This is a genomic window from Halalkalibacter oceani, from assembly GCF_023715605.1.
Lineage (GTDB): Bacteria > Bacillota > Bacilli > Bacillales > Bacillaceae_D > Halalkalibacter > Halalkalibacter oceani.
The window spans coordinates 466,999-481,204 of the sequence record NZ_JAMBOL010000001.1 but is presented as its reverse complement, the minus strand read 5'-3'; the positions used below and the strand labels follow the sequence as shown (position 1 = coordinate 481,204).

Below are 14,206 nucleotides of genomic sequence, written 5' to 3'. Positions count from 1 at the left end.
ACGAGCTTGAGACAAAACTAGCTTAGAGGCTGGAGCAAAAGGGAAAAAACCTTTTGTTCCAGCCTCTCGATTTTTATTTACAGGACGGTTTTGACAGAAGTCTGAAAACCATTTTTACGACGATTGTCAGCAGACTGATCAACAGCAGTTCTGAGAGGGCCACGGTCATACTAAACATTCAGCATTCGTCTCCTTTCTCAGTCAAAATAAGCTTTGACGATTTCTCTGGCAATATGCTGCGCCATACCCGGTCTGGCGCCGTGGCGGTCAAGCTTGGCGTGCGGAACGACAACGGCAAAGGCAATTTCAGGATCGCTGTATGGCGCAAACCCTACAAACGTTTGCGTCTCACCATCGATGACTGTCTTTCGTTCTTCGCCAACGGCGATCTTCACTTGGGCAGTGCCTGTCTTCCCGGCCACTTCATACTGCGGTATCTCTGCAAATCTCGCGGCGGCATTTCCGTGCGTGACGACCCGGCGCAGGCCTGCCTTCACCCGTTCGAGATGCTCGTCGCTCATTTCAATTCGATTTAAGACAGCCGGTTCAAATTGCTGGATGACAGCGCCCGGCTCCTCAGGGTTCGTTGTCGGCTCGCGGACTTCCTTCACGAGAGTAAGTTTCATCCGGTAGCCGTCATTGGCAATCGTCGCGATATACTGGGCGAGCTGAAGCGTCGTATACGTATCATACTGCCCAATCATTAAATCAAGCAGCTTCCCACCATTCGTATTCTCCCCCTCCATACCGTTAAAATAGGTTGGGAGGTCGATTCCCGTATCGGTGCCAAGTCCGAATTGTGAAAAGCTATTGCGCACGGTTTGATAGGCTTCCGCGATCGTCTCGCTCGTCCAGCCGCATGGCGTATGAGGCGCACTGTAATAGCAATTAGCAAGTCTCATTCCGATTTCAAACATATACACGTTTGAGGATTGCTCAAGCGCATAAAGATCATCAATCCAGCCAAAGCCGGTTTTATTCCAAGTGCTTTTCGGCGGGGTCGACGGCAAATAAATCGTCCGGTCGTTAAACTGTGTCCCAGGCTGGGCAACCCCTTCATGAAAGCCGGTTAAAACCGAGGCCGCTTTAATCGAGGATCCCATTTCAAATCCTTTGTTGACCACCCCTAAATGATCGGCGCTGTTTGTCCCGTCTCCTGAATCGAGAAAGCCGGCCAGCGCCAGCACATCGCCGGACTTCGGATTGAGGATCACCGCATAGGCGGAGCGGTCCTCGATAAATGAATGACGGCCCGCATTGTTCATTTCATCTTCTATCATCTTCTCAAGCTTTTGCTGAAGCTCCATATCGATGGACAGAATCAAATCATTGCCTCTCTGCCCGGAGTGCTGTTGTCGCTTGCCGGCTTCACTTTGCGTACGAACCGCTTTTATTCCCTTCAGCATCTCCTCATACTGCGCTTCGAGATAGCTGACTCCTACGATCTCATTCCGCTGATAGCCTCGCGCGATATAGCCGTCGACCTTCTCGCCCGGTATGAAATTGACACTGCCGAAAATACTACGCAGCGAGCTGCCATACGGATAGGACCGCCGTGAATCAAGCTGAATATCAACCCCTGGCAGTTCAGCTAAATGCTCGATAATCAAATGCGCTTCTTCCTCCGTCACATTGCGCTTAATCCGCTGCGGTGCGGTAGCCGTTCCTTGACTCATTTCACGATAAACGGCGATGACCGCCATATCCTTTTCACTTAGCGCTTCCAGCTGCTCCTCTGTGATGGCGTCCAGCTCTAATTGATAGACATCCGCATTGCTCAGCTCATTATTTCGTTTGTCAGAGTCAAGCAGCTGGCGTCGCTCTTTTTCATCCATCGTAAGCAAAAGATAGTCCTTCTTATCCCGTTCAGTTACGTTGGACGTGTCAATCTCAAGAAAGGATTCCAGCTTTTGCGCGACGTCCAGTAGCACAGCCGAACTCGTATTGGTTGAAGGCATCATATACGTTAACGAGAATTCCACTTCATTATCGACGACAACCTTGCCGTATCTGTCGAGCATCAATCCTCTGGGCGCATCCGTTTGAATCGGCCGCTCCTGGGCCGAAGCTAGTTGCGCTTCAAATTGTTCCCCATGCAAAATCTGAACGTAGCCAAGCCGTACAATCAACAACGTGAATAAGAGAAAGACCGTGACAAACAAAATTTGCAGCCGCTGCTGATAATGCACTTTTCTTTTTTCCATTTTCGTCTCCTCTTCCTTACACCGCTATTGTTGGAACTGCTGTTCAAAAATCGCTCTCACCTTCGGCACGACATAGGAGCTGCCTCCGCGATTTTCGACATTTTCAATCATCATTAGCACGAGCAATTCCGGATTGTCCGCATGAAAGGCGATAAATCCACCATTTTCCTTTCCCGCTTCATCTTGAGATAATTTATATTCCGTCGTTCCGGTTTTTCCGGCAAGCGTAATAGCCGTCAGCCTGGAAGCAGCTCCTGTTCCTTCCGCGACAACCGCCGTCAAGTCTGCGACAATTTTGCCGGCATCCTCTGTTTCTATGACATCATCCTTCCAAACGGAAGGCCGTTCGTCCTTGAAAAGGAGCGGCTTAGGCATCTCTCCTGTTACAAACGGAGCATACATTAGCGCAAGATGCAAAGGAGTGACGAGCAGTTCTCCCTGGCCATAAGCGGTGTCCGCCAATTGAATGTCCGAGTTGATTCCGTTGTTCGCCACGGTCGACATCGCCATCCCGTACGGAAAAGGAATCTCTTCATTAAATCCAAAGGAGTCCAGCCCGCTGAGAAATGCTTCAGCTCCGAGCTCCAGTGCCATCTGGGCAAAGTAAATATTGTCAGAGTGGACGAGGGCATCGGTTAAATCAACATGATTGACTTCTTTGACGCGCGTAACTGCGTAATTTCCCCATGAGGAATCCTTCTGCCACTGCTTCCTGCTAATCTGTTTCTTCTCATTACCGTCCCAGTTATGAGCAAGCCCGATCGCCGCTGTCACCGGCTTCATGATTGATCCCGGCGCATATCTTTGGGTAAAGCGGTTCAGCAAAGGTTTAGCTTCAGCTTCATTGAGCTGTTGCCATGCTTCTGCCGTTAAACCGTGGATGAATTCGTTCGGATCATAAGCAGGAGAGCTGACAAGTGATAGTACTTCTCCTGTTTTCGGATTCAAGGAAACAGCGGTTCCCGGTTCATTGGAAAATTGCTCGTAAATCCTTTGTTGCTGACTGGCGTCAATTGTTAATTGGATACTCTCGCCATCGACCGCTTCCTTTCTGGCAATCTCGGCTTTTGGATTCCCCTGTTGATCAACAATGTAAATGACGCTGCCATCCTCGCCGCGCAGCCGGTGCTCCAATATTTTTTCAAGCCCTGCTTTGCCAATTTGATCGTGAGCTTGATAGCCCTTACTCTCCAATTGTTCTAGTTCTTCAGCTGAAATCGAACCTATGTAGCCAGTTAGATGAGCCGTCGCCTGTTTAAACGGGTAAACTCTGGCGCCGACCTCTCGGTAAGTCGCTCCGGCAATGTCCTGAATCTGCGCCACTGTTTCCTGCTGCTCCACCGGAATGGAGAGAATGGGTACAAACATGTCCGGCTTAATCCAATCCTGCTGCAGCGCCTCTTTCACCTGCTGCTGCGAGAGACCGAGAATATTTGCCAGTCGCTCGACTGTTTCCTCCACTGACTCGATCCGTTCCGGTACAATCCCGATTTCATACATCACACCGTTAACAGCTAGGCCGGAACGGTTTCGATCAAACAGTTCTCCCCGTTTCGCAGACAGCGTTTCGACCCGTACTTTATCTCCCTCCTCCAGCTCGGGAAAAATGAGCCCGGGAGTCCAATCGATCTTCCATGTTTTTGTCTCGTCATGAAAAACCAGTTCTGCCACGGCATCAGTTGTCACCTCTCCTGCTCTTGTCAGCATCCTCTGTGTAAAGGCAAGCGGGTAGCGTTCCGCTTTTGATCGTTTCGTTTCCTCGTCTATTTGATCAACTGTAATTGTTACCTCTTTTGCCTCAATACCCAGGTAAATCTTTTCGTACCGCTCAACAAACGCATTCGCCGAAATCACTTCTTTCGCAGAGTCTGTCAATAATTCATACATCTTTTCATAATTTCCTCGCTGCAAATGCGCGGCGAATTCGTTAAAAGCTTCCTCTGGTGTTTGCTCCTCTTTGCTGCAGGCGAAAAGCGAGAGACAAAGAAGAATTGATACACATCCGAGCATGATTTTTTTCGCATCCATTTTTTGAACCTGCCCTTCCATTCAGTAAGAAAGCGGCACGAGAGGACCGCCCCACCAATTTCTACGCTTTCTCAACCACAAAAAAGATTACACATGTAATATTTATTAATATTACATGTGTAATCTAAAAAGTCAAGACGGATTCAAAGAAAATGAGACTTCACGTAACGCAAGCTTTAGCAGATAGCTTAGGGGCTGGGCAACGGTTAAAAATAACCTTCAGGCCCAGCCCCTTTCACTACCGGTCTATTGCTCAACTGATTTGTATATCCCTTCCTGCTCCAAAATAGAGAGCGCGATTTCAGTGGCCGACCTTCCACCGGCCTCGGTCTCTCCTTCAATATGAACGGCAAAGAATTGCGGGGCTTCGTTCGTTTCGACAAATCCGATAAACCAGCCGCTAATATCCTCTCCGTCAAAAGAAAGCGTCCCGGTTTTTCCGTACAAGCGGGCATCCCCTGACTGCTCCAGCAGGATGGCGTCTTTTACTGTTTCAATATGTTCCTGCGCGAAGCCGGGCTGATTCTCATACAGCTTTCTCAGCATCTCAATCTGTTCTACTGGCGAGATCGTAAGCGAGGAATCGGCCCAGTAGTTTTCAAGGCTGCTCGATAATTCCGCATTGCCATAATGAAGCTGCTCAAAGGAACGCTGGAGGCTCTCTCGGCCCAGCTGCTCGTCAAGTCGCTGAAAATACCATGAAGCTGAGCTGGCCATCGCCGTGAACAGGTTGTGATCGCGATTCCACTCGTCGTATTGATACGGGGTCCCGTCCCACGCCATGTCTGAATCGTTTCTCGTAATCAGTCCCGCTTCAAGCGCCAATAAGGCACTGAAAATTTTATAAGTCGAGGCTGGCGCGTATCTCGTCGTGCTGACGTCCCGATTATAAACGGTATATTGGCCTGTAGCGGCGTCAAATAGCACGGCGCCGCCTGACACATTGGCAAAGAAGCGGCTGTAATCTTTATAAACTGCCTGTTCACCGGAGAAATCATATTGATCGGCGTTCACCGCGAACACCGAAAGTGTCGGCGTACTTAGTAACACAAGCGCTGTTATAGCCGTAAAAACAAGCGAGCTTTTCCGTTTAAGCTGCCGTGACTCCTGTTTGAAATCGACAATCGTTACAATTCTTCGTTTTACTTCTTTATAGGAACTGCTTATTTCAGAAGCGACAGCGAGCGGGGACGTCCGCTGCGAAAGCGAAGCGAATTTCAGAATCACCTCGGCATAGTGAAGATGCGCTTCCTCGTCGCCCTGCTTCAACACGGCATAATCACAGGATATTTCCATCTCTGTTTTCATTTCCTTTAAAAAATACGAGACGAATGGATTAAACCAGTACATCGTCCGAAACAGACAAATCAAATAATTGATGAGCATATCCTTCCGTTTACTATGAAACAGCTCATGCAGCAAAATGTATCTCAGCTCATCCTTTGTTAAGAGAGAACTATCTCTTGGCAGAACAATGTAAGGACGGATGAGACCAAAGGTGATTGGTGATGTAATTAATGCCGAATGTCCGAGCACGACCTTTTTATGAAAGCCGATCTTTTGCTGACAATGATCCAACAGATTGGACAGCTGTGGATCGTCGACGGCTTGCAGGCTTTTTTTAATGCTGAACATACGCCTGTTACTGTACAACGTCAGCAGCAGCATCACCGTCATACCGGCAATCCAGATCAGCAACAAGACAAAGTCGACTTGACTGAAGGACGACTGCTCCACCGTAACCGAGAAATCCTGCAGCCAGTTTCCGTTCTGCCATTCTCCTTCCGTTTGCGTGGTCGCAGCCTGGCCCCCGGCTGAACCAGGGTTAAACGCACGGTAACGGCTAACCCAATCAGCAAACGAGTTGATTTTCAAAAGATGAACGGGAAAAAATGGCGCCAGCAGAAGCAGGAAAGAGACTACACTGATCCGGTACAGCGTGTTGACCGTGACATGATGTTTCACCAATTTTTTTAAGCAGATCACGACAGCGAGCAGGAGGGAAATAAGAAGATTGCTAATAAGAAAAAGAGTAAAGAAAGAATGTTCCATGTTATTCCTTCTTTCTCTTACGTTCTTCTAAAATATCATATAGTTCATTAATCTCGTCTTCGGACAGCTTATCCTTTTCTAAAAAGTTCAACACCATTGAATTAAGCGTCCCGTTATAAAAACGATTTAAAAAGCTTTGGCTCTCGACTTCAATGTAGTCGCTCTCTTCCACATTCGGCACATAGACGAACACGCGCCCGTCTTTATAATGGTGCAGCGCCCCTTTTTTAATTAAGCGTAGCAGCATCGTCTGAATCGTCTTCGGACTCCATGTACTCGTTTTTGACAGCTTTTCAATGACCTGTTTCGTATTGCTGTGCGGATGCCGCCAGATGATCTTCATAACCTCTAGTTCTGCTTCGGAAATTTGCGGTAACTTTTTCATCTCTTACCCACCCTTAAACTTACCAATGTAATAGTTCAATTATAGGACCGCCCGCTGAGGAAGTCAACAGAGGAGAAAGCAGGCGAAGCCCTTGTCCGATTGTAAAAATTTTGTCCGGAGAGGATAAAGATAATAACATTTTCAGCAATCCGAACAGACTGCCGAAGCACTCATTTTTAAAATAAATGGTTATTTATAAGAGATACTTACACTGTCACCGACTGATAAAAGCATAAAAAGTCGGGTTGGCTGCCGATTCACCTGTTATGATAGGACAGGAGAAAGGGAGGTACATTCATGGAGATGTTAAAAGGAATGAACGAGGCATTAAATTATATTGAAGAAAATTTGAGTAACCACATTGATGTAAAGGAGGTAGCTAAAGTTGCCTTGTGCTCTGAATATCAATTCAAACGCCTTTTTGCTCTTTTATCAGGTATTACCATCTCAGAATATATTCGGAGAAGACGTTTGACATTGGCGGCATTGGAATTGAAGGATCCAAGGGTAAAAGTGATTGATGTAGCACTCAAATATAGGTATCAATCACCGGATGCCTTTTCACGCGTATTTCAAAACTACCATGGCGTTACTCCTTCAGCTGTCAGAAATACAGAACAGAACGTAAAAGCATTTCCAAGAATGAGCTTTCAATTAACGATCCAAGGAGGAACCGAAATGAATTATCGTATTGTTGAAAAAGACCCATTTACCGTGGTGGGGGTTAAATATGAAGTTGAGATGGTGAATGAGTTACTAACACCGACTTACGAAAGTATGATAGCTGCAATCAGTGATACCGAGATGAAAGAGCTGGAGTCCATCGCAAATAAAGAGCCTCACGGTATCATTCATGTTTCAGTAAATTACTCAGAAAATGATGAAGGGAAGGCAAGCTTTGACCAATATATCGGGGCAGCCACGTCACAAGAGCCGTTAGAAAAGTATTCCACTTTAGAAGTACCTGCCTTACTATGGGCAATTTTTGAAATAGATGGAGACTGGGAGCAGGTTGAAGGACATTGGCAACGGATCTATTCAGAGTGGCTTCCTTCATCATCCTATGAATTGGCAGAAGGTCCAGAAATACTAGCCAGTAAAGATCAAAAAAGTCAGATCTGGATCTCTATTCAGGAGAAGTAAATAAACGTGGATTATCTTCATGCTTTCCATGAAGGTTTCATTTAAAGTGGATGTCGGCAGCCATTTTTAGGGCTGAGACAGAAGGTTGTTTTTACCTTTGTCCCAGCCTTTGCCTTGTCGTATACATCCTCTTCACGTTTTGAATCCTGTGTATCGGGCTCCCGATCTCATTTTTGGAGTGGCGCAACGCTTTCTTCTGTCTGGTTTTTTTCAATGGCAGCCGGCTCGGTTTTCTCCGCCAGTTTTCCTTGCACGGCGGCGAGCTTGCCGTCCATCGTCGATACTTTGTCCCGTCTGTCGTCGATCCGGATATTGGTCGCGACGCGCTTCACTCCATGCTGGAACGGCACTTCATGAATCGCCTGAATCACCTCGAACAAAACAGGCAGCTCCCCTTCGATCAGCGTGCTCATCGGCGTCAGCTGATAAGTAATTTTTCCTTCGTATTGCTTCAGCACCTGGTGTACCTCAGCGACATGCGCGCTGACGCTTGGATCCTCTGTGCCAATTGGAATAATCGTTACATCGACAATCGCCATATGCTTCTCCTCCTTTATGCGGATTGGCCGCTTGACAACGAGCCTTTCCGGAAACTCTTTCGCAGCCAGCTTGCGATACGACTCGATCGAAGCAAGCAGGTGCTGATGCTCAGGCTCGGCAGTCGTGATATGAATCTGGAGCCAGTAGGAAATCCGCAAAATCAGGTTTTCAAGCCAGCGGAATCCTTTCTTCGTCATCAATGTCGCGACGACCGGAATCGCAGCGACCGCCATATACGAAGCAAGCGCCAATGACGGTTCCCCGACTCCATTAAAGCATGAAATCACAATCGTCAAAACGAGCACGCTGCTAAAATAGATGACTACCGTATTGGTCGAGCAATAACGGTTCGTGATCGCCGCCCGTTTGATTCGCGGCATCCCCGCCCGGCGAATGACGCCTTTCGTGCTGAACACTTTATGCTCGGCGCCATGGTAGCGGCGCAATTGCGCGGGGAAGATAAAGTGGGTGCCAAACATAAAATAAAGCAGCACATAATAGGGCAACCCTTCCCATCCGGCAAAAGAAGCCGCAAGCAGCTTTGGAATAAAGACACTGCCGAGCACGACCAGGCTGAGCAGCTTAAACCAGAGCGGCATTGAAAAGAAAATCTGCTTCCCCATAAGGAGCAGTGTTTTGGCGCTTAAAGGCTTCAGCCAGCTTTTCAGCCGTGACTTTTCATGATAGGCGCAGGCCACGTGCTGCTTGCCAATATAGAAGATTCCCTTTTGATAGGACAGCCCTCTTACCTTCATCGCGACATCCTTCCTTTTCTATGCTAGTAGCTCGTTACCCAATACGGCACATTCGCCGCTCCATCAAAGACGGGTTTTGTAAAAGCGGCATCCTCTTTTACGAGCGGGCTGTGCTCCACCCATGTATGCAAAAAGTGAAGCTCAATATGCTCCGGCTCAATCCCCGCCCCCAGAACTTCAACTGAAACAGAGCCGAGATTGCCATAGCTCATATTTTCCTCAACCTTGTTCGGAAAAGCAAAAATGATGCCATTATCGACGGCAACGCCCTCCGCTTCTTCAATCACTTGATCGCCATAGCGCAATTCAAGCAGTCCCTCTGCGAAGCTGAGATCATACCGCGGTTTGCCGGTTGCCGGATCGGTGACGGTTATCCCGATATAGTCCTCGCCATACATCCCTTCCTCCGGCATGGTCGTCCAATCCCAGTTCGCTTCAACCCGCACGCCATCGTCTGTCGGGGTCTTGTCAACCTCCATCTCCATCACTTCCGGAAGCTGTTCATTCGTAATCATCTCTTCCTGCTGCAAGAAATGATAGCCGCCGAGTATCATGACAACCATCAAAATTCCTGGCAATATTAAAACCGGTTTATTTCCTCGAAACATGTACAGCCGCTCCTTTATCGTCGATCAATCTGTTTCCATCCGGATCAATTGCATTTGCTGTGTATAAAAAGCCCGGTATGTAAAAACGGTCACAAGCATCGCGCTGATCGAGACCGCCACAAAAATACTAAGCGAAATCACAATCTGATAGCGAATCGCCACGTGCGGCGATACCCCGGCTAAAATGAGCCCGGTCATCATCCCCGGAAGCTGAACGAGACCGATCGTTTTTAATCCGTCCACATTCGGAATCATCGCTGCTTTGACGATTTTGCGGATCAGAAGCTGCGAAGCCTCCTTCGGTGTCGCTCCGAGGGCAAGCGCCGCCTGCAGCCGGTCGTGGTTTTGCCGAAACTCCTGCTTCATCCGCTCAAGCGCCAGCCCGATTGCGACCATGCTGTTGCCGATGATCATCCCGCTCATTGGAATAACCTGCTCCGCGGTGAAGGAAATCATATCGAAGCCGAGCCACATCGTCAGGACGACGGCTTCCACCGCACAGAGAATCAGCAGCACAACCGCCTGGACCGACGGAATACCGCTCCCTTTTTTTGCCGCATGTATGCCGGCCACCGTAATCATGACAAGCAGCATAAGCGGAATGCCGACGATCGGCTGCAAACCGAAGAGAAAGGTCAGCAAATATCCGATCAAAAACAGCTGGATCACGCCGCGCACGCTCGACCAGGTGATGCTTTTTTCTAATCCCAGCGAATAGAGATAGGAGAGCGAGAGAGGAATAAGAACAAAAACAATCAAAAATAGCATCGACGTATTCGAAATCTCCGGTGCCATCAGGCGCTCCCTCCTTCTTCATCCCGATAGAGAAACCGCCGTGCTTCCAGCGTCTCCGGATTGGCGAAAAAAGCAACCGACTCCTTTTGCTCAACGAGGCGTCCATTGTCGATGAAAAACGTCAGGTCGCCAAGCCGCTCGGCCTGCTCGAGATCATGCGTCACCATCAGAATCGTCTTCCCCTGCTTTTGCAAATGCTTGATCAGCTCCTCTACAACAGCGGCATTGCGCAGGTCCAAGGCGCTTGTCACCTCGTCCAGCAAGAGAACTTCGGGCTCATTGGCGAGCGTTCGCGCCAATGAAACCCGCTGCTGTTCACCGCCTGACAGCTCCTCGACCGGCTTCGCCAAAAAATCCTCCGTCAGGTGAACCGCTTCAAGCAAATCAAGCAGCCTGGCTTTAGACCAGTTGAGATTATGTAAGCGCGGTCCGTATAAAATATTGTCCTCGACCGTTCCTTCAAACAAAGCCGGGCTTTGAAACGCCATGCCGATCCGTTTGCGCAAATCCTTGATCGCATAGTCGGTGATTGGCTTGTCCCGATAATAAATCATTCCGCTCTTTCGTTCTTCCAGACGGTTCATCAGCTTTAGCAGGCTGCTTTTCCCCGCCCCGGAAGGACCGATGATCGTAACAAGCTGGCCCCCTTCAATTGAAAAGGTCATATCCGTCACCCGGTCGCTTCCGACGTTCTCCCACCGTATGTCCAAATTGCCACCCCTTTAGCTCTTGCTCCTGTTTTTTTATTATACAGGATTCGCCCCGTGAACGAAATGAAGAGGCGGGGATAAAAGGCTGTTTTTCCCTTTATCCCCGCCTCTAAGTAATAAGCGTAGCCGTTGCCTGATTTTGAAAGGCTTGCTACGAGTGGGGTTTCTCATAATGAGATTATGGCGCGTGAAGCCATTGCAAAAATGTCAAAGCCGGCTTCGTCCCAAGTCCACTGTGTTACGCTTCTCCCGCCAGTCGGCGGTAGGCCGCGTGATTCGTCGGGCCGATGCCGCCGCCGATCGCAAGTGAATGAGTAATCGCCGCTGTAATAAAAGCCTTCGCCGTTTGAATCGCTTCAAGCGGGGCAGCTTCTTTCGCAAGCTCGGCAGCAATCGCCGCGGCAAATGTACAACCGGTACCGTGCGTATGCTTTGTCGCAATCCGTTCTGTCTCCAGCTCGTGAAGCTCATGCCCATCATAGACGAGATCGATCGCCGGGCCGGACGGCAAATGACCGCCTTTCAGCACAATGTAGGCCGGCCCGAGCTGATGGAGCTTGACAGCCGCCTCCTTCATCTCGGCGAGCGTCTGCGGTTCCTCGCAGCCGACAATCTTGGCCGCCTCCGGCAAATTCGGGGTGATAACCATCGCCTGCGGCAGCAGCTCTTTAATCAGCGCTTGTACCGCTTCCTCCTGCAGAAGGGAAGCGCCGCCTTTGGCAATCATTACCGGATCAACGACGAGGCGCTTTACTTCATACTGCCGCAGCTTTCGGGCGACAAGGGTAATAATCTCCGCTGAAAACAGCATCCCCGTCTTCGCGGCGTCTGTGCCAATATCAGACAGGACGGCATCGAGCTGCGCTTCGACCGCTTCGAGCGTTTGCGGAAAAACGCCGTGAACACCGAGTGTATTTTGGGCCGTTAGCGCCGTTATGACGCTCGTCCCGAATGTATCAAGTTCTTGAAATGTTTTTAAATCGGCCTGAATGCCGGCTCCGCCCCCGCTGTCCGAGCCGGCAATCGTCAATGCTTTTGCAAGCGTCATCTTCCATTCCTCCAATTCCTAGTAACTAAAGCGTTCCGGTCTGCATGAAACGAGCGGCGCATAATTCTGCTTGCCATCAAGAATATCAGCGACAGCTTTAGCTGTCACCGGGCTGAGCAAAATACCGTTGCGGTAATGACCTGTCGCAAAGATGACATGCGGTGCTTCAAGCAGCGCTCCCAGTAAAGGAAAGCCGTCCTGCGTTGCCGGCCGCAACCCCGCCCATGTATGAAATGGCGTCATCTCCTGCAAAAAAGGGAAGATGTTTTTATTCCAATTTGTCAGGCGGTCAATTCCTTTTTTCGTCACCTCTGTTTGAAAGCCGGCAATATCCTCTGAAGCACCGTTGACGAGCGTTCCATTCGCCTTAGGCACGACGTAGCCCTGGCTCGTGTACACAATATGGTTGATCCGGCCAACCGGCAGATCATAGGCGCAGATTTGGCCGCGAATCGGATAAACAGGAATCCGGAGATCAAAAACATTCTCAAGCTCCTGCGCCCACGCCCCCGAACAGACGATCAGCCTGTCCCCCTGAAAGGTCCGGCCGGCCTTTGAGCGGAGAACGATCTCTTCCCGCCACCGTTCGACCGTGACTTCTTCAAGCTGCTCGGCAATCGTCACGCCCTGGCGCAAACAGGCTGACTCAAGCGCTTTGACATAATCGGGGGCAAACAAATGGCTTTCCTCCGGGTAATGCATCGCGGCGATCATCTGCTCCGATAAATCCGGCTCAAGCTGACGCAGACGATCTCCCGTAATGATCTCCGCCTCTACTCCGAACTGGCGCTGCCACGCCTGCCGTGTCTCCAGGCCGAGCAGCTCAGCCTCGTGATAGACCGCGTGCAGACTTCCACTTTCCGAATACTCGAAATCCAGCCCGCTTGCTTCCTTCACGTCTCTCTGCCAGCGTGGATAAAGGCGCAGGCTGTCAAGACAAAGCTGAAAAAAGTCATCCGGGTCCTCGCCAATTTCGGAAAAAGGAGCAAGCATCCCGGCTGCTGCTCCAGATGCTTGCCCACCGCATGACGCTTTCTCAACTACGGTTACGTCATACTCGCGGCGGCTCAGCTCAAAGGCCGTCGCAAGCCCGATTACCCCTCCCCCAAGAATGAGGATTTGCTCCTTCACATTGATTCCCCCTCGTTGTCTTTGCTAGTTTGAAATCAAGGATGTCAAACCGCTGCTTGCCGTCGCATATTTCTTTTTCGGAATGCGCCCGGCTTCATAGGAAAGTCTTCCGGCAGTGATCGCATGCTTCATTGCCAGCGCCATTTTCACCGGATCCTTCGCCTTGGCGACAGGTGTATTCATCAACACTCCATCAGCACCGAGCTCCATCGCCTGGGTGACATCCATCGCCGAGCCGAGCCCGGCATCGACGATAATCGGCACGGTCGCCTGCTCGACAATCAGCTGTAAATTGTACGGATTCAAAATGCCGAGCCCCGTTCCGATCGGCGCCCCGCCCGGCATCACGGCCGCCGCTCCGGCATTCTCAAGCTTTTTGCAAAGCACCGGATCGTCCGACGTATATGGGAGAACGACAAAGCCTTCAGCGGCCAGCACTTCCGTTGCTTTTAACGTTTCAATCGGATCAGGCAGCAATGTTTTTTCGTCAACGCTGATTTCGACCTTAATCCAGTCGCTTAAGCCTGACGCCCGGGCCAGACGGGCAATCCTGATCGCCTCCTCTGCCGTTTTCGCCCCCGACGTGTTCGGCAGGTACGTAAAGCTCATCCCGTCAAGATGCTGCAAAATCGCATCCTCATTTGGCGCCTCCAAATTAACGCGGCGAATCGCGAAAGTCAGCACTTCCGCCTCCGAAGCGCGAATCGCTTCATTTTGGACAAACGGGTTCGGGTAGCGGCCCGTCCCAAGAAAAAAGCGCGAGGACAGCTCCTTGCCGGCAATCGTTAATCGACTCTCCTTCATCTT

Annotated in this window: 11 protein-coding genes and 2 pseudogenes; 1 reads left to right on the top strand and 12 read right to left on the bottom strand. The window is 49.9% G+C overall.

Features of this window, described 5'->3' with window-relative positions:
* Window positions 1-197: 197 nt before the first annotated feature.
* The 4 genes from M3202_RS02410 to M3202_RS02395 form a co-directional block, all read right to left on the bottom strand.
* The gene (locus M3202_RS02410; RefSeq protein ID WP_251221762.1) at window positions 198-2,204 is read right to left on the bottom strand and encodes a peptidoglycan D,D-transpeptidase FtsI family protein; all 2,007 of its coding nucleotides are present in this window, start codon (window positions 2,202-2,204) and stop codon (window positions 198-200) included.
* 24 nt (window positions 2,205-2,228) lie between these two features.
* Window positions 2,229-4,232, bottom strand: a complete 2,004-nt coding sequence (locus M3202_RS02405; protein WP_251221761.1) for a penicillin-binding transpeptidase domain-containing protein — start codon at window positions 4,230-4,232, stop codon at window positions 2,229-2,231.
* A gap of 246 nt (window positions 4,233-4,478) precedes the next feature.
* On the bottom strand, window positions 4,479-6,284 hold the full coding sequence (locus M3202_RS02400) for a BlaR1 family beta-lactam sensor/signal transducer (RefSeq protein WP_251221760.1): 1,806 nt from the start codon (window positions 6,282-6,284) through the stop codon (window positions 4,479-4,481).
* 1 nt (window position 6,285) lies between these two features.
* Entirely contained in the window at window positions 6,286-6,669 is a 384-nt protein-coding gene (locus tag M3202_RS02395) for a BlaI/MecI/CopY family transcriptional regulator (RefSeq protein ID WP_251221759.1), read from the bottom strand.
* Between the two features lie 297 nt (window positions 6,670-6,966).
* Between M3202_RS02395 and M3202_RS02390 the strand changes: the two genes are divergently transcribed.
* The gene (locus tag M3202_RS02390) at window positions 6,967-7,812 is read left to right on the top strand and encodes an AraC family transcriptional regulator (protein WP_251221758.1); all 846 of its coding nucleotides are present in this window, start codon (window positions 6,967-6,969) and stop codon (window positions 7,810-7,812) included.
* 239 nt (window positions 7,813-8,051) lie between these two features.
* Here M3202_RS02390 and M3202_RS22525 read toward each other — a convergent pair.
* From M3202_RS22525 to M3202_RS02355, 8 genes and pseudogenes are all read right to left on the bottom strand, one after another.
* A pseudogene (locus tag M3202_RS22525) lies at window positions 8,052-8,351 on the bottom strand (MTH1187 family thiamine-binding protein); the annotation flags it as partial.
* Between the two features lie 78 nt (window positions 8,352-8,429).
* Window positions 8,430-9,107: pseudogene (locus tag M3202_RS22520) on the bottom strand (DUF1385 domain-containing protein); the annotation flags it as partial.
* A 23-nt stretch (window positions 9,108-9,130) separates the two neighbouring features.
* Window positions 9,131-9,715, bottom strand: a complete 585-nt coding sequence (locus tag M3202_RS02380; protein WP_251221756.1) for a hypothetical protein — start codon at window positions 9,713-9,715, stop codon at window positions 9,131-9,133.
* Between the two features lie 24 nt (window positions 9,716-9,739).
* Window positions 9,740-10,510 carry an ABC transporter permease gene (locus tag M3202_RS02375; RefSeq protein WP_251221755.1) on the bottom strand — a complete coding sequence of 257 codons (771 nt, stop codon included), beginning with the start codon at window positions 10,508-10,510 and terminating at the stop codon, window positions 9,740-9,742.
* On the bottom strand, window positions 10,510-11,220 hold the full coding sequence (locus tag M3202_RS02370; RefSeq protein WP_251221754.1) for an ABC transporter ATP-binding protein: 711 nt from the start codon (window positions 11,218-11,220) through the stop codon (window positions 10,510-10,512). Before M3202_RS02370 ends, M3202_RS02375 begins: the two co-directional genes overlap by 1 nt.
* A gap of 238 nt (window positions 11,221-11,458) precedes the next feature.
* The gene (gene thiD / locus M3202_RS02365; protein WP_251221753.1) at window positions 11,459-12,268 is read right to left on the bottom strand and encodes a bifunctional hydroxymethylpyrimidine kinase/phosphomethylpyrimidine kinase; all 810 of its coding nucleotides are present in this window, start codon (window positions 12,266-12,268) and stop codon (window positions 11,459-11,461) included.
* Between the two features lie 18 nt (window positions 12,269-12,286).
* Entirely contained in the window at window positions 12,287-13,399 is a 1,113-nt protein-coding gene (gene thiO, locus M3202_RS02360) for a glycine oxidase ThiO (protein WP_251221752.1), read from the bottom strand.
* A 24-nt stretch (window positions 13,400-13,423) separates the two neighbouring features.
* Window positions 13,424-14,203 carry a thiazole synthase gene (locus M3202_RS02355; protein ID WP_251194356.1) on the bottom strand — a complete coding sequence of 260 codons (780 nt, stop codon included), beginning with the start codon at window positions 14,201-14,203 and terminating at the stop codon, window positions 13,424-13,426.
* Window positions 14,204-14,206: the final 3 nt, after the last annotated feature.

Coding starts and splice junctions, on each gene's coding strand:
- M3202_RS02400 (WP_251221760.1), bottom strand. CDS start 6,284: ATGGAACATTCTTTCTTTACTCTTTTTCTTATTAGCAATCTTCTTATT.
- M3202_RS02405 (WP_251221761.1), bottom strand. CDS start 4,232: ATGGATGCGAAAAAAATCATGCTCGGATGTGTATCAATTCTTCTTTGT.
- M3202_RS02355 (WP_251194356.1), bottom strand. CDS start 14,203: ATGAAGGAGAGTCGATTAACGATTGCCGGCAAGGAGCTGTCCTCGCGC.
- M3202_RS02390 (WP_251221758.1), top strand. CDS start 6,967: ATGGAGATGTTAAAAGGAATGAACGAGGCATTAAATTATATTGAAGAA.
- M3202_RS02380 (WP_251221756.1), bottom strand. CDS start 9,715: ATGTTTCGAGGAAATAAACCGGTTTTAATATTGCCAGGAATTTTGATG.
- M3202_RS02395 (WP_251221759.1), bottom strand. CDS start 6,669: ATGAAAAAGTTACCGCAAATTTCCGAAGCAGAACTAGAGGTTATGAAG.
- M3202_RS02410 (WP_251221762.1), bottom strand. CDS start 2,204: ATGGAAAAAAGAAAAGTGCATTATCAGCAGCGGCTGCAAATTTTGTTT.
- thiD (WP_251221753.1), bottom strand. CDS start 12,268: ATGACGCTTGCAAAAGCATTGACGATTGCCGGCTCGGACAGCGGGGGC.
- M3202_RS02375 (WP_251221755.1), bottom strand. CDS start 10,510: ATGGCACCGGAGATTTCGAATACGTCGATGCTATTTTTGATTGTTTTT.